24 protein-coding genes are annotated in these 25212 nt (G+C 41.4%); 13 read left to right on the forward strand and 11 right to left on the reverse strand.

What is annotated here, in order from left to right:
* Window positions 1–59 precede the first annotated feature (59 nt).
* The 6 genes from ABC361_RS09435 (at window position 60) to ABC361_RS09460 (ending at window position 7377) form a co-directional block, all read left to right on the forward strand.
* Window positions 60–1451, forward strand: coding sequence for an aminotransferase-like domain-containing protein (locus tag ABC361_RS09435; protein WP_413073744.1), 1392 nt, complete (start codon window positions 60–62; stop codon window positions 1449–1451).
* Between the two features lie 125 nt (window positions 1452–1576).
* Window positions 1577–2872: a hemolysin family protein gene (locus ABC361_RS09440; RefSeq protein WP_413073745.1), complete on the forward strand. Its 1296-nt coding sequence runs from the start codon at window positions 1577–1579 to the stop codon at window positions 2870–2872.
* 268 nt (window positions 2873–3140) lie between these two features.
* A complete protein-coding gene (locus ABC361_RS09445) occupies window positions 3141–4277 on the forward strand; it encodes an ABC transporter ATP-binding protein (RefSeq protein WP_413073746.1) in 1137 nt (378 codons plus the stop codon).
* Window positions 4278–4299: 22 nt separating this feature from the next.
* Window positions 4300–5211, forward strand: coding sequence for a carbohydrate ABC transporter permease (locus ABC361_RS09450; protein WP_413075748.1), 912 nt, complete (start codon window positions 4300–4302; stop codon window positions 5209–5211).
* Window positions 5208–6020, forward strand: coding sequence for a carbohydrate ABC transporter permease (locus tag ABC361_RS09455; protein ID WP_413073747.1), 813 nt, complete (start codon window positions 5208–5210; stop codon window positions 6018–6020). The genes ABC361_RS09450 and ABC361_RS09455 overlap by 4 nt, the downstream gene beginning before the upstream one ends.
* Before the next feature lie 22 nt (window positions 6021–6042).
* A complete protein-coding gene (locus ABC361_RS09460) occupies window positions 6043–7377 on the forward strand; it encodes an ABC transporter substrate-binding protein (RefSeq protein WP_413073748.1) in 1335 nt (444 codons plus the stop codon).
* Window positions 7378–7544: 167 nt separating this feature from the next.
* Here the strand turns inward: ABC361_RS09460 and ABC361_RS09465 are convergent, their stop codons facing one another.
* The 7 genes from ABC361_RS09465 to ABC361_RS09495 all read right to left on the reverse strand — a co-directional run bounded on the left by ABC361_RS09465 (window position 7545) and on the right by ABC361_RS09495 (window position 14480).
* Entirely contained in the window at window positions 7545–9245 is a 1701-nt protein-coding gene (locus ABC361_RS09465) for an adenine deaminase C-terminal domain-containing protein (RefSeq protein ID WP_413073749.1), read from the reverse strand.
* 11 nt (window positions 9246–9256) lie between these two features.
* A complete protein-coding gene (locus tag ABC361_RS09470; protein ID WP_413073750.1) occupies window positions 9257–10312 on the reverse strand; it encodes an ABC transporter ATP-binding protein in 1056 nt (351 codons plus the stop codon).
* A 23-nt stretch (window positions 10313–10335) separates the two neighbouring features.
* Window positions 10336–11127, reverse strand: coding sequence for an ABC transporter permease (locus ABC361_RS09475; protein ID WP_413073751.1), 792 nt, complete (start codon window positions 11125–11127; stop codon window positions 10336–10338).
* Window position 11128: 1 nt separating this feature from the next.
* Window positions 11129–11953 carry an ABC transporter permease gene (locus tag ABC361_RS09480; protein ID WP_413073752.1) on the reverse strand — a complete coding sequence of 275 codons (825 nt, stop codon included), beginning with the start codon at window positions 11951–11953 and terminating at the stop codon, window positions 11129–11131.
* Window positions 11954–11978: 25 nt separating this feature from the next.
* Window positions 11979–12914 carry a nucleoside hydrolase gene (locus ABC361_RS09485; RefSeq protein WP_413073753.1) on the reverse strand — a complete coding sequence of 312 codons (936 nt, stop codon included), beginning with the start codon at window positions 12912–12914 and terminating at the stop codon, window positions 11979–11981.
* A 13-nt stretch (window positions 12915–12927) separates the two neighbouring features.
* On the reverse strand, window positions 12928–13974 hold the full coding sequence (locus ABC361_RS09490) for an extracellular solute-binding protein (RefSeq protein WP_413073754.1): 1047 nt from the start codon (window positions 13972–13974) through the stop codon (window positions 12928–12930).
* Between the two features lie 155 nt (window positions 13975–14129).
* Window positions 14130–14480 carry a DUF2294 domain-containing protein gene (locus ABC361_RS09495; RefSeq protein ID WP_413073755.1) on the reverse strand — a complete coding sequence of 117 codons (351 nt, stop codon included), beginning with the start codon at window positions 14478–14480 and terminating at the stop codon, window positions 14130–14132.
* A gap of 249 nt (window positions 14481–14729) precedes the next feature.
* On the opposite strand from ABC361_RS09495, the gene ABC361_RS09500 reads away from it, so the two are divergent.
* The 5 genes from ABC361_RS09500 to ABC361_RS09520 are packed head-to-tail and all read left to right on the forward strand — an operon-like array spanning window position 14730 to window position 19384.
* Complete coding sequence (locus ABC361_RS09500; protein WP_413073756.1) at window positions 14730–15827, forward strand: amidohydrolase/deacetylase family metallohydrolase; 1098 nt, start codon at window positions 14730–14732, stop codon at window positions 15825–15827.
* A complete protein-coding gene (locus ABC361_RS09505; protein ID WP_413073757.1) occupies window positions 15817–16920 on the forward strand; it encodes a DgaE family pyridoxal phosphate-dependent ammonia lyase in 1104 nt (367 codons plus the stop codon). The genes ABC361_RS09500 and ABC361_RS09505 overlap by 11 nt, the downstream gene beginning before the upstream one ends.
* Window positions 16913–17653 carry a 2-dehydro-3-deoxy-phosphogluconate aldolase gene (gene dagF, locus ABC361_RS09510; protein WP_413073758.1) on the forward strand — a complete coding sequence of 247 codons (741 nt, stop codon included), beginning with the start codon at window positions 16913–16915 and terminating at the stop codon, window positions 17651–17653. Before ABC361_RS09505 ends, dagF begins: the two co-directional genes overlap by 8 nt.
* Window positions 17654–17666: 13 nt before the next feature.
* Window positions 17667–18674 carry a sugar kinase gene (locus ABC361_RS09515; RefSeq protein WP_413073759.1) on the forward strand — a complete coding sequence of 336 codons (1008 nt, stop codon included), beginning with the start codon at window positions 17667–17669 and terminating at the stop codon, window positions 18672–18674.
* A gap of 5 nt (window positions 18675–18679) precedes the next feature.
* The gene (locus tag ABC361_RS09520) at window positions 18680–19384 is read left to right on the forward strand and encodes a GntR family transcriptional regulator (protein WP_413073760.1); all 705 of its coding nucleotides are present in this window, start codon (window positions 18680–18682) and stop codon (window positions 19382–19384) included.
* A gap of 39 nt (window positions 19385–19423) precedes the next feature.
* Here ABC361_RS09520 and ABC361_RS09525 read toward each other — a convergent pair whose 3' ends face one another.
* Both ABC361_RS09525 and ABC361_RS09530 read right to left on the reverse strand, forming a co-directional pair.
* A complete protein-coding gene (locus ABC361_RS09525) occupies window positions 19424–19885 on the reverse strand; it encodes an alanine:cation symporter family protein (RefSeq protein ID WP_413073761.1) in 462 nt (153 codons plus the stop codon).
* A 98-nt stretch (window positions 19886–19983) separates the two neighbouring features.
* On the reverse strand, window positions 19984–20163 hold the full coding sequence (locus ABC361_RS09530; protein ID WP_413073762.1) for an alanine:cation symporter family protein: 180 nt from the start codon (window positions 20161–20163) through the stop codon (window positions 19984–19986).
* Between the two features lie 211 nt (window positions 20164–20374).
* Between ABC361_RS09530 and codB the strand changes: the two genes are divergently transcribed.
* Together codB and codA are read left to right on the forward strand one after the other, a co-directional pair.
* Window positions 20375–21640: a cytosine permease gene (gene codB, locus ABC361_RS09535; protein WP_413073763.1), complete on the forward strand. Its 1266-nt coding sequence runs from the start codon at window positions 20375–20377 to the stop codon at window positions 21638–21640.
* Entirely contained in the window at window positions 21609–22877 is a 1269-nt protein-coding gene (gene codA, locus ABC361_RS09540; protein WP_413073764.1) for a cytosine deaminase, read from the forward strand. Before codB ends, codA begins: the two co-directional genes overlap by 32 nt.
* Window positions 22878–23027: 150 nt before the next feature.
* Here the strand turns inward: codA and ABC361_RS09545 are convergent, their stop codons facing one another.
* A complete protein-coding gene (locus ABC361_RS09545) occupies window positions 23028–24494 on the reverse strand; it encodes an AcpB/EbpR/MafR family transcriptional regulator (RefSeq protein WP_413073765.1) in 1467 nt (488 codons plus the stop codon).
* 34 nt (window positions 24495–24528) lie between these two features.
* Complete coding sequence (locus tag ABC361_RS09550; RefSeq protein WP_413073766.1) at window positions 24529–25212, reverse strand: class A sortase; 684 nt, start codon at window positions 25210–25212, stop codon at window positions 24529–24531.

Genomic DNA, 25212 nt, shown 5'->3' on the forward strand with positions numbered 1-25212 from the left:
AAGGAAACAACCAATTGGTTGAATTCTTAACCAACCAATTTTATGGAGGAGGGAATGGTATGGGGTGGAAACCTAATCGTACGGAAGGGCAGACTTTAACTTTTCAAATCAAAGAATGGATGCTCGAGCAGGTCACAGGAGGCCATTGGCCCATCGGGATGCGACTTCCTTCGCAGCGAAAGCTTGCCAGTGAACTGGATGTAAACCGAAGTACCATTATTCATGTGTTGGAAGATTTAAAAGCAGATGGCGTGCTTGAAGCAAAACAAGGGAGCGGAATTTACGTAAAAGCAAGAGGATGGGAGTATATTCTTTCACAGCAAGTACCTGATTGGCATAAACGCATGAGGTATAGTACATATAAAGCGAATATTGATACGGTTCAACAGATAAACGAGTTTGAACAAGACGAAGCAATAATTCGATTGGGAACAGGGGAGTTGTCTCCAGATCTGATTCCAACTGAGGCACTACTGTCATCAATGAAATCATTGACAATAACAAATAAGGAATTTGGCTATTCCGAACCGTTAGGAAGTCTGACTTTACGAAATGTATTAACCGAATATTTGAAGAAGCGAGGCATTAATACGAGTGCGAAAAATATCGTTATTGTTTCTGGAGGTCTTCAAGCATTACAGTTAATTTCAATTGGCTTATTGCAATTAGGCTCAACCATAGGCCACGATTCACCCTCTTACTTACACTCTTTACCGTCCATACCGACTCGCTCGGTTCATCATGAATATAGGAAGCAGCAGAAGCATTCCATGTATTACACGATACCAACATTATCAAATCCAACTGGTAGCATTCTATCTCGCCAACAACGTCAATTAATTTTGCAGTCTTATCATGATCGCCACATACCAATTATAGAGGACGATGTTTACAATGAATTGACTTTTGCCGATGCCCCTCCAGCGTTAAAGTCTTTCGATCGAACTGGACAAGTACTTTATATCGGCAGTGTCTCTAAAGTGTTAAGTCCAGGTTTACGAGTGGGGTGGCTTGTTGGACCTCAATCAGTGATTGCTCATTTAGCTGATTTAAAAATGCAGTTGGATTATGGGAGTAGTACGTTGTCCCAACAAGTTGTCGCTCAATGGCTCCTTTCAAAACGGTTTGAAAAACATAAGATATTGTTACGAGAAGAGTTAAAAGCACGCGCTCTTTTTACCGAGGCGATCTTATTAAGAGGTTTTGCTAGCATAGCAACTTGGGAATCGTCAAAGGGAGGGTTTTATATTTGGTTACGTATCAAGCAACCTGTTGTCACAAAATCATTGTTTCTAACGATGTTGAAGCGGGGAATCCTTATTCATCCGGGTTATATGTATGAACCGAATGACTACCATCATATTAGAATTTCGTATTCGTACTGTCATAAAGAAAAGTTAGAAAAAGCGTTAATGATACTGGCAGAAGAAATCACAACACGAATCGTATAAAGTTGAGCACCTCACTGAATAAGTACGTACATAGACGGATAAAAGTGTATCGACCAGGTTAAGCTGTTGGTACATCGATCCAGCAAGATTTGGATTGAATAGTTCGAGCAAACAGAGGTGAATCTTTGGATATCTCAACAATTATTAATCTTTTAGGAGTCGCCATATTGATTGCGCTGACTGCTTTTTTTGTTGCTTCAGAATTTGCAATTGTGAAAGTGAGAAGCACACAGCTTGAGCCTCATCTTGAGGGTGGCGGAAAACGGGCTAGCGCAGCCAAACGAGTAACAGCAAATTTAGATGAATATTTGTCAGCTTGTCAATTAGGGATTACAATCACCGCTCTTGGAATCGGACGTTTAGCAGAACCGACTTTTGAGCGATTACTTCACCCAATAATTGGAGAGTTGTCAAACAATGAGGCTTTTGTTACTACGCTTTCGATTGCCATTTCATTTGCATTTGCAACCTTTTTACACGTAGTAATAGGTGAATTAGCTCCAAAAACAATTGCCATTCAAAAAGCAGAGCAAGTGACATTGCTACTCGCTCGACCATTAGTTTGGTTTTATCGTTTGCTTTACCCGTTCATATGGGTGTTAAATGGTTCCGCACGTTTACTTATTAAAGCACTAGGGTTTAAGCCTATGGGCGAACATGAAGTCCATCACTCAGAAGAAGAATTGCGCCTCATTCTGTCCGATAGTTTAAAAGGTGGGGAAATAAACGAATCGGAATTTCGTTTTGTAAGTAAAGTATTTGATTTTGATGAACGAATTGCGAAAGAAATTATGGTGCCCCGAACTGAGATGGTCACTGTTTCACTTGAATCTACGACTGACCAAATTTTATCTGTCATAAACGAACATCCTTTCACTCGATACCCGGTCATTAGTGAAAATAAAGATACGATCGTTGGAGTTTTAAACGTTCGTGATTTATTGACTTCATATATGACGAATCAGGAGAGAAAACAGCTTGAAGAGATTGTTAATCCAGTTATTACTGTTTTTGAAACGGTTCGAATCCGGGACATATTAATTGAAATGCAATCAAAACGCACACATATGGCCATTCTGTTTGATGAATATGGAGGAACAGCAGGACTTGTTACTCTTGAAGATATTCTAGAAGAGATTGTCGGCGATATTCGTGATGAATACGATGTAGATGAAAGGAATGATATCCAGCAGATGGGCGAGGGTCACTACCTTGTTCAAGGTCAAACACCGCTTCATGACGTAAATCAATTTCTATCGGTAGACTTACAATCAAAAGATGCGGAAACCATTGCAGGCTGGCTGTACGAACATCAGTATGATTTAGTTGAAGGAGATGAAATTGCGTTTGACGGATATCGTTTTTTTGTTCGCCATGTAAACGGCAATCAGCTTGAAGAAATCGAAATTAAAAAAGAATAACATCTTGGATCGTCAATTGTGACGATCTTTTTTTTACACAAATGTATTGTAAATTGGCTCAAACGTTTGTACGAATGTTCTTATCGAATCGTTTTTGAGTGAGGACATTCAAATGTATGAATTTTTTGTTAAATATTACCCGGTTTTTTTATAAACGATCCAAACAAGCTTTACAAGGGATTAATGTTTCTCTTATACGCTTAATTATAGAGGAGGAACAAATGAGAAAGTGAAGAGCAAACGACTTTTTCAGGAGGTACATACGAAGATGAGCCATGTAGAATTAGTAAATGTTTGCAAGAGTTATGATGGACAACTTTTTGCAGTCGAAGACGTACAAGTTTCGATAGGTGAAGGGGAGTTTTTTATTCTGGTCGGCCCTTCAGGTTGTGGAAAAAGCACATTGTTAAGAATGATAGCGGGTCTCGAACAGATTAGTGCTGGTGAGATAAAGCTCCATAATCAATTAGCTAATCACTTATTACCTAATGAAAGGCAACTATCGATGGTGTTTCAAAACTATGCGCTTTATCCGCATCTAACCGTAGAAGAGAATATTTTATTTGGCTTAAAAGTTAGAAAAGTAAAAAAGGAAGAGCGGAAGAAGCGTTGTCTTGATGCTGCAAACATGCTTGGCTTAACTGCATATTTAGACAGAAAGCCAAAGGAATTATCTGGTGGTCAACGTCAGCGTGTCGCTTTAGCGAGAGCTGTTGTAAGTCAGGCGAAGCTATGCTTAATGGATGAGCCACTCTCTAATTTAGATGCAAAATTGCGCGGGCAAATGCGATTGGAAATTCGTCAACTCCAAAAAAAGATTGGCATGACGCTGGTTTATGTGACGCATGATCAAGTCGAGGCGATGACAATGGGCGATCGCATGATGGTTATGCGTGATGGTCTTGTCCAACAGATTGGTAGCCCGATAGAAATCTATAATCAACCTGCCAACCGTTTTGTTGCAACATTTATTGGTGCTCCACCTATGAATGTTATTCGAGCTTCTGTCGACCGAATTCATCAACAGTTACATATCGGAGCGAATCATACCTTTCAACTTACAGAGAGTGAAATGGGGAAAATTTCTAGAGATGCCGTCTTTGTTGGTGTACGTCCAGAGCACTTAGTCATGGGACGTGCAGGAAAAGAGGCGTATTCTTTGCAAGCAACACTTGTAAATAGTGAACTTCTTGGTAGTGAAACGATGGTTTCTTTCTATGTTGGCGAAGCATTATGGAAGGCTAAATGGAGCGGACAATGGCCCATTCTCCCTGGAGAACGGATCACAATCTCATTTCCGAGAGAGCAGCTGTTTCTTTTTGACGCTGAAACGGAAGAAACGATCTTAGCTCCACTCACACATACGGAGTTGAAAACTGAGGTGAGGCAGATTGAATTTAGCTGAAACACATCGTGTTGAAACGAAAATCAGAGAAGGGAAGATTGTCCAAAAGACAGGGTTTTGGAAGCGTACGGGGAACGCTCGTTTTGCGTTTATCTACTTATTTCCATCGCTTCTCCTTTTTTCTGTGTTTTTATTTTATCCAATGATTCGCACGCTGTATTTAAGTTTTTTCCTAACTGATTCGCAAGGCGAGCCCTCATTGTTCGTCGCGTTTGAAAATTATCTTTATCTATTTCAATCAACTTCATTTCAGAAAAGTATAGGTTCTACATTGCTTTTTGTTCTTTACACGGTACCAATTGGTGTGCTAATTGCACTTAGTTTAGCGTTATTAGCAAATGAGAAATTAAAAGGAATCAGCATATTTCGAACAATATTTTCTTCAACGCTAGGGATGTCTGTCGCAGCATCAGCAGTCATCTGGTTGTTTTTATTTCATCCATCTGTCGGTATGTTAAACACGATCTTACAGTCTATCGGATTGTCGCCTATTCCGTGGCTATTAGATCCTACATGGGCACTTATTTCAATTGCCATCACAACGATTTGGATGAATACGGGGTTTTCCTTTCTTATTCTATTAGGAGGACTGCAAAACATTGATCAATCGCTCTATGAAAGTGCACGAATTGACGGTGCATCGTACACTTATAAATTACGACGCATTACAATTCCGATGCTGTCGCCAACATTGTTTTTCATTTTTACAATTACGTTTATTAACTCGTTTCAATCGTTTGGACAAGTTGATTTACTAACAGGTGGCGGCCCCGCAGAGTCTACAAACCTAATTGTGTATTCAATTTATCAAGATGCCTTTATCAACTATCAATTCGGAACGGCGAGCGCACAAGCCGTGTTGTTATTTTTGTTTGTGTTTGTACTGACATTTATCCAATTTCGATTTGGTGAAAAGAAGGTGCATTACCAATGAAGCTAGCCAAAAACTTTAGTTTATATATCCTGCTCACATGTGCTGCGCTCATCTTTTTCTTCCCAATTATATATGCTGTGCTCGTTAGTTTTATGGGGAGTAGCGACGTCATGAATCGTTCTTTTATACCGACAACTTTTGAGTGGAACAATTACGTGCGTGTCTTTCAAACTGTTCCATTAATTCAATATTTACTGAATAGTTTCATCGTGTCACTTGTTGTTATGATTGGGCAATTAATTGTCTGTTCTCTAGCTGCGTTTGTGTTTGCTTTTATCCCTTTTAAAGGCAGAGGTTTCATTTTTGCCCTCTTTTTATCTACATTAATGATTCCTTGGGAGGCTGCCATTATTCCAAATTTCTTAACGATACAAAGCTTAGGATGGTTAAATTCTTACTTAAGTTTAACGATTCCGTTCTTTGCTTTAGCGTTTGGGACCTTTCTTTTGAGGCAGCATTTTAAGACGATCCCCCATGAGTTACATGAGGCTTCGCAAGTGGAGGGATTATCAAGGTTTCAATTTTTTTATAAAGTCGTTCTGCCTTATGCAAAAACAAGTCTAGTGACTCTTGGAATTTATAGTTTCTTGACAACTTGGAATATGTATTTATGGCCGATGCTCGTGACAACAAATGACTCCGTTCGAACGGTGCAGATCGGTTTAAAACAATTGCAAACTGTTGAAGTTGCTACCGATTGGGGTGTGGTAATGGCGGGCGTCGTAATTGTAATCATTCCAACATTACTCATTCTTTTTATTGGTCAGAAGCAGTTGCAGCAAGGATTGACTCAAGGAGCGCTCAAGTAAATGAATGAAGGGGGAAAAGAAAATGAAGAAAATCATGCCGATCGTGTCTATGGGGTTTTGTGTTAGTTTATTAGCCGCTTGTGGAGGGTCAGATGAAGCGGCGAGTGATGGAACGTCTCCTCAAGTAACAGATGGCCCTGTTGAAGTTGAATTTTGGCATGGAATGGCAGGTGGATTAGGGGAAACGTTAGACGAGCTTGTGCAGGAATATAATGATTCACAAGAGGGTGTCATTATTGTACCGGAGTTTCAAGGGACTTATGAAGAGCTTTTAACAAAATTTCGTAGTGTGGGGGGAACTCAGGATTCACCGGGTCTCGTACAAGTATTTGAAATTGGAACAAAGTACATGGCTGAAAGTGGACATGTTACACCAATTCAAGATTGGATCGATCGTGACGGCTATGATATTACACAACTTGAAGAAAACATTTTGTCTTATTATACAGTTGACGATGATCTGTATTCGATGCCGTTTAACTCATCGACACCAGCTCTTTATTATAACAAAGATGCATTTACAGAAGCGGGGCTTGATCCAGAACAACCTCCGGAGACGTTAGCTGAAATCAAAGAAGCAGCAGAGGCTCTGACGAAAGACGGCCAGTATGGGTTTTCGATCTTAGGCTACGGATGGTTCTTTGAACAATTACTCGCCACTCAAGGTGTGGACTATGTCAATATGGATAACGGTCGTTCTGGTGATGCGACAGAAGCAACATTTAATGGGGAAGAGGGTCAACGTGTCTTTGAATGGATAAACGATATGCATGATGAAGAAACGTTTGGATATTTTGGACAAGTGTGGGATGATATTCGTGCTGCTTTTCAAGCAGAACAAGTTGCAATGATCTTAGACTCCTCAGCTGGAATAAAAGAAACCGTTGAAACTGCAACATTTGATGTTGGGGTGGGGTTCATTCCTCATGCAGACGAAGCAGAGCGTAACGGCGTAGTGATCGGTGGGGGTTCAATTTGGATGGCAAATGGCATTTCTGAAGAAGAGCAAGAAGCTGCATTTGAATTTCTGAAATATTTACAAACACCAGAAGTTCAAGCGGAGTGGCATGTGAATACAGGGTATTTTGCTATTCACCCAGATGCTTACGAACAATCAATTGTACAGCAAGAGCATGAAAACATTCCGCAACTAAGAGCGCCAATTGAACAACTTCAAGAAACGATCCCTTCTCCAGCAACACAAGGAGCGCTTATCTCCGTATTTCCAGAATCTAGACAACATGTCGTAACAGCATTAGAAAACATGTTGCAAGGCACAGCCCCTAAAGAGGCCCTTGATCAAGCAGCAGAAGGAACAAATCGCGCAATTGAAGTGTATAACCGATCGAATCAATAAAAAGTTTCCTTAAGGCAAGAAAATTGTTTACAGGAAAGATTAAAAAGGCTATACTGGTTATACTCCCTTCAAAATAAAGACTGATAAAAAGAGCATCCTCATTCAAATTGAGGATGCTCTTTTTTGAATCTATTGAATAATTTCATTGACCGTATTCTATACACCAATTATAAAAACAAAGAAACAAGACAACCCCTATTCACATCAACTAACCCGTGATCGGTAATCTTTAAAGCCGGACTAACGGGAAGGGAAAGGGTGGAAACCGACATAATCGGGTTGTAATGCTGATAGCCTAAGTCTTTCATTGCTTGTACAAGCTTTTTGACGTCTTGTCCAACTTCTGCAAGTGGTGCTTCGGAAAGAATACCGCCGACAGGAAGGGGCAGGAAAGCTTTCACGTCATCGTTCTCAACAACGCAGAATCCGCCATTGGACTCAATTACCGTATTGGCGGCTTTGACCATGTCTTGAACATTTGTCCCGATCACAAGGAGGTTATGATTATCATGAGAATACGTTGTTGCGATGGCGCCGCTCGTGATGATATCGCCAGAAATGAGCCCATGAGCGCGGTTGCCTGTTTGCTTGTGTCGTTCAAATGTGGCAATAAGACGGCAGTCGGAGCCTTGCCAGTTCAGTACGCCTTCAACACTTGGTAGCGTGACGTTCGTTTCTTTCGTAAAGGTCGAGCCGTCGGCAACGTTCATAACGCGCACGGTTTGCGCTTGCTCGGTTTGGATCATGAAGTCTTCTGCTGTTAAAAGCGGCAGGTGAACGCTTTTATAGAAGTGCGCTGGGAATTGGTCAGGTCGTACCTGTTGCCCATAATCGACGGATCGTTCAAACACCGAGACGCCGTTTTTATAAACAGCTTGGAAGGTGAAGGGCTGATCTTGCTCGACGATAGAGAAGTCAGCGATCTTTCCAACGGCGATCGCACCACGGTCAGTCATGTTCATCCGTTTTGCCGGGGTAGCTGTACAAGCATAAATGACGTCTTCGTAACGCATACCAGCCGCAACGGCTTTTTTCGCTAGAATGTTTAAGTGTCCTTTTTCAAGCAGAACGTCAGTCATAATATCGTCGGTGACAAAGCAAAAATGCTCGCTGACGTCGTTTTGAATTAAGAACTGCATGACCTCATCCGTCATTGATTTCTCTTGAATTTGTACGAACATCCCCGCTTCAATCCGGGCGCGTAACCCATCTTCCGTCTGGTGCGTATGATCAGATCCGATGCCCGCTAGCATGATTTGATCGAGCTCCAGACCGGTTAGTTTTGGCACATGGCCTTCAATCGGCGTATCTGGATACGTCTCACGAAAGTGACTTAAGATCTGATTTGTTTTCGAGTTCGGGTCATTGAGGACATCGACATAATTCATAATCTCCCCAAGGCACTGAATTTGTTCGGTCGCCATCAGCTCATCGATTTCCTTAATGCCGATTTCGCCACCCGTCGTTTCAAGCGAAGTGGCCGGAACGGAGCTTGGGATCGCGTACATCATATCAACGGTGCAAAAGTCACTTGCAGAAATCATTGCTCGAACGCCTTCAATTCCGAACACATTCGCCATCTCATGAGGTTCTGGCACAATGGTCGTAACGCCATTTTGCAAGAGCGCATAAGAGAAGGTTTCCGGTGTAACCATCGAGCTTTCAATATGAAGATGGATGTCAATTAAGCCTGGAATAAGCTGTTTTCCAGCCACATCAATCGTTTCTTTAGCAGTTATCCCTGCCAGCTCTTCTTTCGTACCAATTCCGACAAAGCGGCCTTCATTAATAGCCACATCGACCGCGCGAAACTGCTTCGTATACGTGTTATAGACGTGAGCATTTGTCAGTAGCGTTTCAACTTGCATATGAATCCTCCTTACTGAACCACGACAATTTTGTCTTCTGGGAACAAGAGCGTCACGGCTGTTCCAATAGCCAGTGGGTGAGCAATTGCCGCATTAACGGTAAACGTTCCAAGTGCCGTTTCAACCGTACATTGGTAGCTGCGACCGAGAAATGTGCAAATTTTGATCGTACCTGAAACATGATTCGGACGCTCTCCTTGACCAGCTTCCAACAATAGCTGTAAATCATCTGGACGAATCGCCCCCGTCATGCCAGATTCGCTGTTTTCGTGTTTTGCAACTTGGAATGTGTGGCTACCTGCCGTCATTAGCAACGTATCGCCTTGTTCTTGACGGTCTGAGAAAGAGATGAAGTTTTTAAACCCGATAAATTCAGCCACAAAGCGTGTTTTTGGATAGCGATAAATATGCGCTGGTGTGTGCAGCTGCTCAATTACGCCGTTGTTCATAATGGCTACCTGATCGGAAATCGAAAAACATTCTTCTTGGTCGTGGGAAACGTAAACCGTTGTAATGCCCAGTTCCTGCTGAATTCGGCGAATCTCTACGCGCATGCTTTCACGCAAGTTGGCGTCTAAGTTACTAAGCGGTTCGTCAAACAGCAGCAGATCTGGTTCAATGATTAGCGCCCGGGCAATCGCGACACGCTGGCGTTGACCACCTGAAAGCTCTTTCGGATAGCGGTTTTCGAACCCGATTAAATTCACAACCTCAAGCACATGCTTGACTCGTTTTTCAATGTCTGCCTTTGATTGTTTCCGTAGCTTTAAGCCAAATGCGATGTTGTCATAGACCGATAAGTGCGGAAAAAGCGCGTAATTTTGAAAGACGAAGCCAAAGTTCCGTTTCGAAACCGGCACTTTCGTATAATCATTTCCATCAAAGGTAAAGCGACCTGCTTTGGCATCAATAAAGCCAGCAATCAGTCGGAGCGTCGTCGTTTTACCGCAGCCGCTTGGGCCAAGCAAGGAGATAAGCTGGCCTTTTTCGATATTGAGCTGAAAATCTTTTAAGATATCTTGCTTTTGATAAGCAACGGTTACTTGATCTAAAGATAATAAAGTCATTGTCGATCCTCCATCGTTCATACTTAGCGTTTTGTAAAATGTGATAAGCCGACAAGCCGTTCAATCACGAACATAAACAAGGCGGTGAAAATCATCAGCAGCACGGAAATGGCCGCGACCGTCGGATCAAAGTAATGCTCGACATACGTTAACATTTGAATCGGTAATGTACTGAGGCCTGGTCCGGTTAAGAAAACAGAGATGTCCACGTTGTTAAACGATTCAAGGAAAGCGATCAGGACACCAGCGATGATTCCCGACTTGATATTAGGAATAATGACGCGGAAAAAGGCACCGATTCGACTTGAACCTAAATTCATGGCTGCTTCTTCTATTGAGAAATCAAAGTTGGCCATGCTTGAGGCAATGACACGAATGATAAACGGCAGCATCAAAATCGTATGGCCAACAAAAAGCGCGGCCTCAAGCGGTAAACTATAGCTGACAATTAAGTAGCGTAAGAACGTGAAACCAAGCACCGTTCCCGGAATCAAAATCGGTGAGACAAACAGGGCGTTTAACAGTCCTTTACCGCGAAAATCAAAGCGGCTTAAGGCATAGGCAGCAGGAATGCCAAGAAGTAAAGCACATAAATTACCTAGCAAACTGACAATCATTGAAAGTTTAAACGTGTCCATAAAGGCGGAGACGCCGAAGATATTGCGGTACCATTCAAGCGAAAAGCCTGTAGGTGGAAACTGGAGCACGCTTGTTGGTTCAAACGAAGCGATAAAAATGATTGCCAGTGGACCGAGCAAAAAGAGAAAGATCGCGAACGTTGTGATTCCTAATGCGAGATTCTTTGACTGATTCATCTTAAGCGCCTCCTGGATTCAACATCGTTGCGATTTTTTGGAATATGCCGGTGACAACAAACGTCAGTACAATCATGATCGTGGCAATCATCGCTGCCGTATTCCAGTCATTTAGTGTAATCGCATTTTGGTAAAGAAAGGTTGAAATCACACGTTGTTGACCACCAAGTAAAGCCGGTGTGGTATATGCCGTAAAGCTGCCGACAAATACAAGCGTGCTTCCAATTAATAAACCTGGCATACAGAGAGGAAACATTACTTTTAAGAAAGCTGTTGTTTTTGATGCTCCGAGGCTCTCTGCCGCGCGAATATAGTCAGAATCAATATTTTCCATCACGCCAACAAGGGTGACGATCATGAGCGGTAGGAACAAATGAACAAGACCAATTGCAACAGCCACTGGTGTGTAGAGAATCGTTAATGGTTCCTGAATGATGCCGATGGATAATAGGAGATCATTCAACAGACCGTTTCTTCCTAAAATAATCATCCAGCTAAACGAGCGGACAATTGGACTGACGAGTAAAGGAAAGATCGCCAGCATGAGCAAAAGCGCTTTTTTCGAGCCGTTGATTTTGGAAATGTAGTAGGCAACGGGGAACGCAAGCACGATGCAGAAAAAGGTCGTTGTTAAGGCGACAAACAGCGTTGTTGTTAAAATATCAAGAAAATACGCATCCGTTAAAAAGTTCATGTATCCAGCAATCGTAAAGCTGCCATCCTCAAGAAAGGTTGAAGAAATGGTCAGCACGAGTGGGATGATCATAAAGATTGATAAAAAAAGCAAGCCTGGAAGAAGCAAGAAATAACGTCCAGATCGTTTCAATACAGCCACCTCATTGCAACACAGGTCAGCGCGACCCGTGTTGGATTGTTGTTAGGAAATAAGATAAAAATGCGTCTGTCTCGAGCGTGAGTGCGACGTGGACATTGGGTTCTTCACCCAACCGGTTTTGCACGTCACAAATCGTTTGACCATCGCATAAACGGCTCGTTGTCTCAACGTCTGTGTGAAGTAAGGTCGTTTCACACAGCTCTGGTCGAATCGCATAGGCAACGGCAAGTGGATCATGTAAAGCGCATGCTGCTATGCCATTGCGCATCTCGTAGCGCGTCATATAATGCGCCGTGCATTCTTGAATAAACGCTTTTACAGGGGAGTCCCCTAATGAGTCGATATGTTCTTTATAAAGCAGCGCTTTGCGCGTCACGTCCAGTCCGATTTGCGTTAAGGACTCGAAGCCCGCTTGCAGTACGATCCGAGCAGCTTCGGGGTCAACAAACATGTTGTACTCAGCGGTCGGTGTAATGTTGCCGTAAGTGAAGGCTGCTCCACCCATATAGACGACGTTCTGAATGAGTCGTGGGAGCTCAGGGCATTTCTGTAACGCTAAGGCAAGATTTGTTAACGGACCAGTCATGACAAGGGTGAGCTCACCTGGGAAGCGTGAAGCTTGCGAAATAATAAAGTCTGGCGCGAATCCTGGTGTCGTAAGCATCGCAGGTTCAATATCTGCTAATGCGCCGCCGAGACCGTTTTCTCCGTGAACTGCTTTTTCAAAATGAGGCGCACGAAGAAGCGGTCTTGCCGCTCCTTGAACAACAGGCACACGGACATCCGTTAATGCCAAAACGTTTAGCGTGTTTGTGGTTGCTTGCTTAAGTGACACATTTCCATTCACCGTCGTAATACCTACTAATTCGGTGTTCGAATCGTTTGCCGCAAGGAGGATGCCAAGCGCGTCATCAATGCCTGTATCAACATCGAGCAGAAGCTTCTGTTTCATTAAAAAAACCTCCTTAATTAGCGATTTCGCGGTTCCAGCGGTCAATCCACTGAGCAGACTGTTCATTAACAAACTGCATATCAAGCAGCTTTAAGTCATTGATTGTTTCCTCGCCATACGTAATGCCGTCTGCTTCTTCAGCAGATAATTCAACCGTCTGGTTTACAGGAGAATCAATCTTTGCTTTTGCTGATGCTTCCTGAACTTCTGCACTGAGATGCCAGTTAATGAACGCTTCTGCTAGTTCCTGATTGTCGCTGTCTTCAACGACATTAACGGTGTTTAATACGGCATAAGCACCTTCTTCTGGCGTCACAAACTGTGTGTTCGGTACGGCTGCGATTAAATCATTTAAGTACATTTCCATAAATGGACCAGCAACAATTTCTCCTTGAGAGAACATGTTAACGAAATCAGATGTGCGGTCGTATTCTTTGACCACATTGCTTTTGAGTGCTGTTAATTCGGCAAATGCGGCATCTTCGTTAAAGCTTTCTTCGCCAGCAACGGTGGATGCAGCGTCTAAAAACATCGGTCCTGTTGTCGCTGTAATGTTTGGCAAAGTGATGTTATTAGCAAGGGACTCATCCCATAAATCAGCCCAGCTTGCAATATCTGCATCAACTTCATCAGGATTATAAGCAATGCCGAATTGACCAACAGTATAAGCAGGTCCGTACTCTTCTCCGAGGGGAGCTTGTGCTAACTCATACAGGTCATCAATGTTCGGGATGTTGTTTCGGTCAAGTGAAGCAAAAAGACTTTCATCGATTCCTTGTTGGGCATAATAATCGGATAAGTAAATCACATCAATATCCGCCGTTCCTTGACGGATGCGATTTAATCGCTCAGAATTATTTCCCACATCAACAATGATGTTGACGTTATGTTCTTCTTCAAACGGAGCGTACACTTCTTCATTAAAGAAATCCTCTGCAAACCCCCAAGTTGATACGACGAGATCCGTCGGTGCATCTCCACTGTTGTTGCCTGATTGGCCGCATGCACTAAGTGATGTAATGCTTACCAAGAAAATGGTCATTGTCGCTAATTTTTTCATTTTTATTCCTCCAATGTTATAAACTAAAAAAGGAAGACACACCTGTAGCAGCGCAAAAAAGCACGTTCTACAGACGCATCTTCCTTGTGTAAACACGCAGAAAAGCAGTCATTTCGCAGCTAAATCTCAAACCAGAGCATGTCCAATTTGTTCATTTAGTCTATTAAATTATGGTGAAGAAGAATGGTGGTAACAGCCCATTGCGTTTGAGCATCGTAATCTCGTAATACAACCTCAATTAGGTCAGGAAAATGCAATTCTAAACGTTCAGCAAGCTTTCGTTTATAAAGAAGAGAGAGGTGAAAATCAACCTCTAGCTTTAATGACGGGATTTCACCTTCAAGTGCCATTGAGCGAGCAGCACGTTTATGTTTTGCCTGAATCGTAATCATGTTAGAAGCGATGGTCGTTTTTAACAGGGTTGTACCAACACCAAATAATTCTTTTGAAACATCATTGTAAAGTTGAGCAAGAAGTTTTTTTGTTTCGTTCACATCTATAGTCATTTAATCACCTTTAAATGAAAACTTGTAACGTCATTGTACATAAGTTCATTCTTTAGTGCAATAGTAATGTTCGGAAATTATCGATTTTATTTCAAAATAAGCTACTTATTTTGAATCGATTACTGTTAAGGACGAACGTTTGGGAGAGAGGGGAATTTTTTAAACATTATAACGTTATTTACTTTGCGGAATTTTTTATTTATACTGACTAACTATACACATTGTACGTTATTGATAATGGGGTGAATCATGAAGCAGACACTTAAAAATCTAAGGGTAGCTTCCGGAAAACGTATTGATCTTTCAATTCAAGACGGCATGATTCAAGAGGTGGGCACATTAAACCAATCTGATGCAAATGAGATCCATTTTCCTAAAGATTTATATGTTTCAAGTGGTTGGATTGACCTTCATACTCATGCTTTTCCACAATTTCCGCCGTACTGTGCAGACCCTGATGATATCGGGTTTAAAACAGGGGTAACGACGGTAGTCGATGCAGGCACGTGTGGGGCAGACCATATTGACAGTCTCTATGAGTTATCAATGAAACGAAAAACAAGAGTGTTATCGTTCTTAAACATTGCACGGTGCGGACTAGAAAAAACAAACGAATTAACAGACTTAAACGACATTTCTGAATGTGAAATAAAAAAAGCAGTTCAACAATATCCGGCATTCATTGTGGGCTTAAAAGCTCGAATGAGTGCGAGTGTGGTAGGGAGCAACAATCTTGAACCATTGCGTCTTGCGAAGGCGTTTACCCACAAATTAAAAAAGCCACTTATGGTTCATATCGGTAGTGCGCCACCCTTAATAAAAGATATTTTGGATTTACTGGATGAACGAGATATTATTACTCATTGCTATAACGGCAAAGACAATCAATTATTTACCGATGATGGAAAGCCAATCCTTGCGTTAACAGAAGCAAGAAAACGAGGCGTCTCATTAGACATTGGACACGGGTCAAAAAGCTTTTCGTTTCGGGTTGCCGAAGAAGCAGCTCGTGCTCAAATCCCATTTGATACGATTAGCACGGATATTTACAGCAACAATCAGTTGAATGGACCAGTTTTTGATATGGCTACGACACTAACGAAATGTTTAACCCTTGGCTATTCTTTAGCTTCCGTCATTCGTGCTGTGACTGAAACCCCTGCAAAAATAATTGGTCGAAACGATATTGGTCATTTGAAACCAGGAGCAAAAGCAGATCTAACGCTGTTTAAAGTGGAAAAAGAAACGTCAGTACCGCTCGTAGATTCTCATGGTGTTGTTAGACAATCAAAAGGCTGTATTAAACCAATTGCTGTTTTTTTAGGAGGACATTATTATGAACTTTAAACAGAATCTCCATAAAGCAATCAATGCAAGTGGCAGAATGACAATACTCGGGGTTTCCACATTATCTGACCGTGTCACAGAAGAGATGCGTTATGGCGGAAAGCACTATTTTGAAATGGCAGATCTGTATGAGCAGTCAGGAAAAGCCCTTGCAGCTTATCTCAAAACAGAAGACGCCATGATTACCAATTCGGCGTCCGCTTCTATAACACTTGCAATTGCTGGCCTCATAACAAAAGATGATCCGTTTGCAGTCGAACATCTGCATAAAGTTGCGCCGAACGTACCTCATGAAATTCTCTTAATGAAAGGCCACAATGTAAACTATGGTGCACCTATTGAAACGATGGTCTCTCTTGCTGGTGCAAAGGTGAAGGAGGTAGGCTATGCGAATGGATGTGACATCCCGCAAATCGAACAGGCAATTACGGAAAAGACGGTGGCACTTCTGTTTGTTCAATCGCATCACTGTGTTCAAAAAAATATGCCTTCCTTACAAGAAGTTCGAGAACTATGTCTCCAATACGATTTACCACTTCTTGTTGATGCAGCAGCAGAAGATGGTATTGATCAATTCGGCACACTGTGTGATTTGGTTGCGTTTAGTGGATCAAAAGCGATCGAGGGACCTTCAAGCGGAATTTTAGCAGGTGCTGAACCATTTATCTCCTATGCGAAAATGCACCGTTCTTACATTGGTCGGGCAATGAAAGTAGGGAAGGAAACCGTATTTGGATTATTAGCGGCTATTGAAGATTACGGAAAAAATACGATGACATTAAGCGAGCAAGAAGACGAATTACGTGTTTTTCTATCGCTCTCAACATTACCCGGTGTAGAAGCCGCGATTACTGAAGATCCAGCTGGACGTCCGATTAAAAGATGTCGGGTTTTCATCGATCCATCAAAAGCAAAGCTGAATGCCCGTCAACTTGTTCAAGCTTTAAAAGAAGGGGGTACCCCTATTTATACGAGGGACTACCATGCAAATGAAGGGCATATTGATTTAGATCCACGACCTTTATTAGCTGGTGATGCGACTATTATTGTTGAACGACTAAACGAGTTATTGGGGGATTCTGTCCATGTCTAATTTTTATAAAGATCGAATTTGTTTAAATGTATTAGCAGACGACCTTGACAATGCTGAAGCTTGTTATAAAGCGGCGAATGGGTACGTTCTTATCGGTGTTCTATCGAAAAACTATGCAACAGTAGATGAGGCTGTGCTCGATATGGAGCAATATGCTATGAAAACAAATCAATCGGTTTCTATCGGACTTGGGGCAGGTGATCCGAATCAATGGAAAGTCGTAGGTGAGATTGCGCGCAGATTTAAACCTAAGCATGTCAATCAAGTTTTTACAGGTGTAGGCTATACCCGTGCTGCATTAGACAATGAAACGACGATGGTGAATTGTTTGGTCTCACCGAGTGGAACTCCAGGATTTGTTACAATTTCGACTGGCCCGTTAAGTTCACAATCAACACCTGCCGCTATTCCAATTGAAACAGCAATTGCCATGATGAAGGATATGGGCGCAAATTCAGTTAAGTTTTTTCCAATGAAAGGGCTACGTACACTTCATGAATATAAGGTTGTTGCTCGAGCGTGCGCAAAAGCTTCTTTCGCTTTAGAGCCTACAGGGGGAATCGACCTTAATAACTTCGAGGAAGTAGTGCGCGTTGCCCTAGATGAAGGGGTTGAAAAACTAATCCCACACGTATACTCTTCTATTATTGACCCAGCTACGAATCAAACAAAGGTGAAAGATGTTGAAATGCTATATAGCAAAATGACAGCACTTGTTGATTCATATGAATAAAGGGGGCTGAACAATGGGAACAATCCTTTCATTTGGAGAGGTGATGATGCGACTTGAACCACCTGATTATCGCACGTTGGCACAGTCGGACCAATTATCTTATTCATTCTCAGGAACCGGAATGAATGTGCTGAGTGGACTAAGCCATTTTGGACATCGCACAGCATTAATAACCGTTTTACCTGAAAATAATCTTGGTCGCGCAGCATCTTCTGCGATTCGTTCACTTGGAATTCAAACGAATGCACTTACGTTTAAAGGCGATTATCTTGGCATGTATTTTTTAGAGAGAGGTTTTGGCAAAAGAGCTTCCGAGGTCACCTATAGCAATCGTATTGAAAGCTCATTTTGTCAATCGAATCTTACTGATTATGCAACCGATTGTTTTGACGATGCGACACATATTCATTTTTGCGGAATTAGCCTCGCGGTTTCAACACATACGCGGGAGATGACTTTAGCTATGGCGAAACGTGCAAAAACAGCTGGCTTAACGATCTCGTTTGATTGTAACTATCGAGCAAAGTTATGGAAAGGCGGATATGAAGAAGCAAAGCCTGCTTACGAACACATGCTGTCTCTGGCAGATATTGTCTTTATGAATGAACAAGATGCTCGACTTATTCTTGGGTTGGAAACGCAGCGTCTAAGTCGAAGCGAACAGGTAGAAGAGTTGTTGCCTCAAGTTGCAAAACTATACAGCATCTCCTTCATTGCAGGCACGTTACGAAACCGTCTCACGACTCATGAACAAACCATTCAAGGCTTTCTTGTAGATGAAAATCAAGCCCTCTTTTCAAACGTGCAAACGCTCACTATTTTAGACCGAATTGGTGGTGGCGATGGATTTGTTAGCGGAATGCTCCATGGCCTTTTTTCAAAAAAAGATTATCAAGCCATGATTGAATTCGCGACCGCCGCAGGTGTACTTGCTCACACAACGTATGGTGATTCTCCGCGATCCACTCGGCAACAAGTTGAACGATTTTTACGCAGTCCATTACAAGATTTAGAAAGGTAGAACCTATGAAATTACTAAAACAAAAAGGTCCGTTATACATCCAAGTGAAAGATATTCTTAAAGAGAGGATCGTTAGCGGTGTCTACCCTGTTCGTTCATTAATGCCAGCAGAGACACAATTAGAAGAAGAATTTCATGTAAGTAAAATCACCATTCGAAAAGCGGTTGAGCAGTTGACACAAGAGGGGTATGTAAAAAAGCAAAGTGGTATCGGAACGACTGTTTTGGATAATCGCGCCGTTATTAAATTATCAACAGGGCAAAATTTCTCCGCTTATTTACAGCAAGAAGGGAAGAGCGTTCGAAAAGAAGTATTACGGGTTAAAGAAGTCGAGCCACCAAGAGAACTAAACCAATTGAGAAGCGAATCGTTTTATTGTATTGAACGGCTGTACTATTTAGATGAGGAGCCATATATTTATTTTTTTCATTATATTCCGAGCGAGTATCGGCTTCCAACGGATAGATCACGCTTTGAGGACTCTCTCTATACAGTGTTAAGTGAGGTGGGTGTAACATTCAATCGTTTTCAAGATGCGTTTTCTGTTTCTACACCTGATGAACGTGTCAGAAACCACCTTAAAATGGAGTCGCTGCCAATGCTTCGGCGAACGCGACATGCGTTTGACCTCGACGACGTTCTTGTTGAATATTCCATTGCCTACTATCGCACAGAATTACAAGACTATGTCATTCCGTTTGATGTATAGGTGAAAATACGTAAGTTAAACATACGACTCTTCGTATGTTTAACTTGCTTTTTGTTGCTTTTGTTGAATCTTTTCTTGGGATCGCACTTCTCGAAATTTCTGCGTTTCACTCACAATTACACCAGACAAAAATAGTAAGGCAATTAAGTTTGGAATCGCCATTAACCCGTTGAATATGTCTGCGATGTTCCACACAATAGCGGCTTCTGTACCAGCGCCCACAAAAACAATCGCCACAAATATAATTTTATAAATAATGGTATTACGGTCACCAAATAGATAACCAAAGCATTTTTCTCTATAATAGGACCAGCCAATAATAGTCGAGTAAGCAAATAGTAAGATTGCAAAGACGACAATATAGTTCCCCACTCCCGGAAGGAAGTATTCAAAGGCTTGTCCGATCAACACACTTTGCACATTACCAATTTCATTTTCAGGCACGCCGATGTAAAGTTGACTCATCACAATGGTTAAGCCTGTAATCGTACAGACGATCATCGTATCTAGAAACGTTCCTATATTGATACAAGTGCTTGTCGGCCAGGATAATCTGTCTATGCAGCAGAGCTCAGCCCGGCTTCATTTGAGTACACGCCTCATGCTATCCCGTATCGAATGGCTAAATCGATCGTACCTCCTGGAGCAGCATCTGTATTAAAAGCTGCTTCAAAAATAATAGAAAAGGCTTGTGGTACAAGAGTAATATTCAAAACAGTAATAATTAATCCAACTAATATGTAAAATAAATCTTGACGAACACACACGTTTCTTGTCATAATATAGCTAATTTCATATGGTACCTTTAAACCAGTCCAGAGAGGCTGACAAGGACAGCGGGTATACGTAATCTTAAATAGGGATTATGTATGGTTGTAAGGATGTGTTTGTTTGAACATGCTTTCAATCAAAAAGAGACTAATTGTCAGTAAACTGATAATTAGTCTTTTTTTTCTGCCTTAGGTATCAGAAAACTTGGGGGATGATTGAATGAATCACAACGATCAGGAGTTTTCTTGGCAAGCAGTGCCAAAGACAGAACGAAAGCATTTTCTAAAAACACTAGCTGTTATGCTTGGGTTTACCTTTTTTTCAGCGAGTATGTTAGCTGGGGGCGAGCTTGGGACTCATTTAACATTTAGCCAATTTCTTCTCGTTGTATTAGGAGGAAACCTTTTACTAGGTCTCTACACTGGTGCGCTTGCCCATATTGCAGCAAAAACAGGTCTATCAACACATCTATTAGCAAAACATGCCTTTGGTGAAAAAGGCTCATACTTGCCTTCTTTTTTGCTCGCATTTACGCAGGTCGGGTGGTTTGGTGTAGGCGTGGCGATGTTTGCAGTTCCTGTTGCACAAGCGATGAATTGGAATGTCTATAGCCTTATTTTCGTATTTGGTTTGGCGATGACAGCTTCTGCTATTTTTGGCATGAAATCGCTTGTTTTGTTAGGGTTTATTGCGGTACCAGCTATTGCAGTTCTTGGTAGTTACTCGGTTACAGTTGGGATTGAAACAATTGGAGGCTTGCAACAATTGTTTGACTATGATCCAACAGCTACAATGGCAATTTCAGCAGCACTCGCTGTCTGTATTGGATCGTTTATTAGCGGGGGGACACTTACACCAGACTTTGCTCGGTTTGCAAAAACATCTAAACAAGCTGTAAGTGCAACAACGATTGCCTTTTTCTTAGGAAACTCACTTATGTTTCTATTTGGTGCAGTAGGGGCTATGGTGTACGGATTAGCCGAAATTTCTGAAGTGATGTTTTTACAAGGTCTTATGATCCCGGCTATTGTTGTACTAGGATTAAATATTTGGACTACAAACGACAATGCGCTTTATGCTTCAGGACTAGGTTTCGCCCACATTACAAAATTACCAAAGAAATGGATCGTCGTCGTCAACGGTATCATCGGTACGGTTTTTGCAATGTGGATGTACAACAACTTTGTAGGGTTTCTTACAATCCTTGGGATTGCAATCCCATCTATAGGAGCCGTCTTAATAGCAGACTATTTTTTTGTGAAGCGACGATACGATTCAGCCGTAAAAAAAGTGAATGGGTATGCCTTAGGTGCGTGGATTGCAGGCGTTACGATTGCTCAAGTTGCACCAGGTATAGCGCCATTAAATTCTCTAGTAAGTACAATTATTCTGTATACAGTCTTCATGAAACTTTCAGCTGTCATGGAAAAGAAAAAAGGATTGGTGATGACACATGATCATACAAAACGCAACATTGCGCAATGAAGAGGGATATTGGAACATAATCATTCAGGATGGAATTTTTTTGAGAATATTTAAGGGGCCTCTTGAAACCGATCAGGAAGACATACTAAACGTGAATGGCGCGCTCGTTTTACCACCATTTATTGAACCACATATTCATTTGGATACGACGATGACAGCAGGAGAACCTTCATGGAATCGAACTGGTACATTGTTTGAAGGGATACAACGTTGGTCTGAGCGTAAAGCTTTTCTTACGCACGATGACGTAAAAGAGCGGTCGACGAAAGCGTTAAAATGGCAAATTGCCCAAGGTATTCAACATGTTCGTACTCATGTTGACGTGACTGACCCTAATCTAACGGCATTAAAAGCGTTACTTGAAGTTAAAGAAGAGATGGCTTCTTATGTGAATCTCCAGCTTGTGGCTTTTCCGCAAGAAGGGATTTTATCTTATGAAAATGGACGAGAATTATTGGAAGAAGCTTTAGTGATGGGCGCAGATGTGGTTGGTGGTATACCTCATTTTGAGTTTACAAGAGAATACGGAGTTGAATCCATGAAGCTAGCATTTGATTTAGCGGAAAAGTATGATCGACTTGTCGACATACATTGTGATGAGATCGATGACGAACAGTCTCGTTTTGTGGAAGTAGTAGCAAAGGAAGCTTACGAGAGAGGCATGGGGGAGCAAACAACCGCAAGTCATACGACGGCGATGGGTTCCTATAATGATGCGTACACTTCTAAACTCTTCGGACTTCTAAAACGGTCAAATCTGAACTTTGTATCAAATCCTTTAGTCAACATGCATCTTCAAGGACGATTCGATTCTTACCCGAAACGAAGAGGCCTCACACGCATTAAAGAGCTTACGGAATCAGGTTTAAATGTATGTTTCGGTCACGATGATATCTTTGATCCGTGGTATCCACTAGGCACGGGCAATATGCTTCAAGTGCTTCATATGGGGCTACATGCATCTCAGATGATGGGGTACGATCAAATTGTGCAGTCGCTTGATTTTATTACAACGAATAGTGCTAAAACACTCCATTTATCAGATTCTTACGGTATCGAGGAAGGGAAATCAGCTGATTTTATTGTGCTTGACGCTAAAAATGAGTATGACACCATTCGTAAGCAGGCGATTGTGACACATTCGTTTAAAAGTGGCAAGCTCATTGCTGAAGCAAAAGCACCTGAATTATCCATTCGCTTAGGTGAAAACATAGAATCCATTACTTTTAATAGGTGAATAGTCGAAAAGTAGATGGGACAAAAGGAAATGCACAGCATGAAAAGACGAACGATCCAATGTTTTGGATGGCTCGTCTTTTCGTTTTTTATCTAAATTCTCTTGGAGTGGATTTGTAGCGGTGTTTTTCTAATGAGTTGTCTTTGCTGATTACCCGAACGAGGCGTAATCCGGTTGATTCCAATAAGCACTTACACATCTTTCGTAAATTCTACTCCAATCGTGGAAAGTAGGAGGAGAATGGACGTATAGAATATTGTCGTTTGAATGTGTAACCATAGGCATATCCGTCAAAATTAACGAATATGGACGACGATCTTTTGATTTTTTATGTTCAATGGCTGACGTTGATATCTCTAGTTGAAAAGGTACATAGCCGAGAATTTTTTCAGATAATGTATCTTCGTAAACGGGTCCTTCACTTGATAAAATGAGTAGTCGCATAGGTGGTTGAAACGTATTGATGTCGATAAATGTATAAAGCATGAGTAAATATCTCGTTTTTATCGTTGACAAGGTTTGTACGTTCGTGTGAGTAATTGCTTTCGCGAGTTTATCGACAATACTCATTAACAAGGGATGTTGTTTTTTTATGGCCTTAGCGTAAATGATATCTTTGTAGCTTAAGTAACTAGCAGAATGATAGTGATAGTTACAGTGTAGCTGTAATAAATGGCCTTTAATATGAATGAGATTTTCCTCATTTAATGCATCTGGAAATAAAGAAGATAGTGCTGTTGTAAACTTTTCTGTTGTGAACCACGCGTGCGTTTTTCTTTCCATATGTGTCTGGATAGTTTCTTCGAGAATCCAAGAAGGGTGATAGAGACAAGGTGAATTAACAACAACCATTAATAAAAAATCTTCTTCCCCTTTTCGATACTCAGCTGGAAATGACTCGAGAAAGTCTTGGCAACAGCCAATAAGCTTTTCTCTAATTGTGAACGGGAATGCTTGGTCATATTCTGGACTAAAGTGGTTTTGCTCGGTTCGATAATGTTGTACAGCAAGTAGATACAAGTATGCTTCTTTTTGTGTTGAAGAGAGCTGTAGTGATAATGCGCGAACAATTGCATCGAGACGACGTTCGATTTGTTCTCTGTCAAAAGGAAATGGCCATGTGATTTTTCCAGTAATTTCAAGCAACGTCGTGAAATAAAACTGTCTAATATGACGTTCATCGCCTTGCAATTCAAGCGTGCGTAAGTTAAAGGCTAATTCAAATTTCGCAAGCCATTGATTTAACTGTTTTAATTTCCGAAAAAAAGTTGCTCGACTCATATATTGTTCATCGACGAATGTTTTAGCTGATATTTTTTTTGAAATGGCGCCTAAAAAGAAACGAATCATATCATCTTGAAGGTAGAAATGATGAAGCAAGCGTTTAAGAAAGGCATCATCTTTTCCTGTTAATTGCATCGTCTGTCCATTCACAAAATCAATTTTCATGGAGGTTGAACCTTTTTCTATCTCTACTTGTAGTTCATTTAACGTTGCATCAACTGTACGCAAAGAACAGTTTAATTCACCGGCTAAATCTGCACGGTGGACAAATTCTTCCATGCTAAGCTTATATGTTAGTTTTATCAATCGTTCCATTCGTTTATCAGTTAACATCCCTTGATCCCTCTGCCAATTTGTCATAGTTACTTTATTGAACGAACTGTATCGCTTTTTCTGATTCATTGTCGTAGGTATACGTAGAATCAAGTGTTGCCCGAACCATAAACCGATTTGTCGTTGGTTGACTCGTGTCACATGTAAACAATGTTAGGGCTGGTTCATCTGTTGGCATAAGAAATTGTGTATCACGCTCGGAAATAACGTTTGTTTCTGTAATGACATATTCATAAATGACTTGTTTGTCTGTGATAAAAATTTTCATTTCTGGTTGTACTTTGAGCAAAGGCCCAAATAATAATGATGCGTTCGTTAAGTGATGACCAAACAATACATAGTTTCCAGAACCTATTTCTTGTTTCGAGATCAGCGTTGCTGCGCCAGCTAACAAGTTTTCATTTGTTAATCCATCCATAATGGGAAGCAATACGTCTACGTCAGGTATTGAAATCGCACCAACAACTGGCAGCTCGTCGCTATTTATCGTTTGCCGGAGAACATCCATTAAATGAGGACGTTCAATAACGAAATCTTCCAGTGGTTCATCCAAAGTGGATGCATGGAGATTATTTTCAGAGAATGTAGCTTGGGCCCGTGCAATCTGAGATTCAATCCCGTAATCTCGAATGAAAGGAGAGCACACTAAGGCAATGCCAACCCCTAAAAATACAATAATCGTACCGAGTGTGAGAAACTCCTTTAATCGATTCACCAT

This window comes from Shouchella phoenicis, from assembly GCF_047238345.1.
Taxonomy (GTDB): Bacteria; Bacillota; Bacilli; order Bacillales; family Bacillaceae_D; genus Shouchella.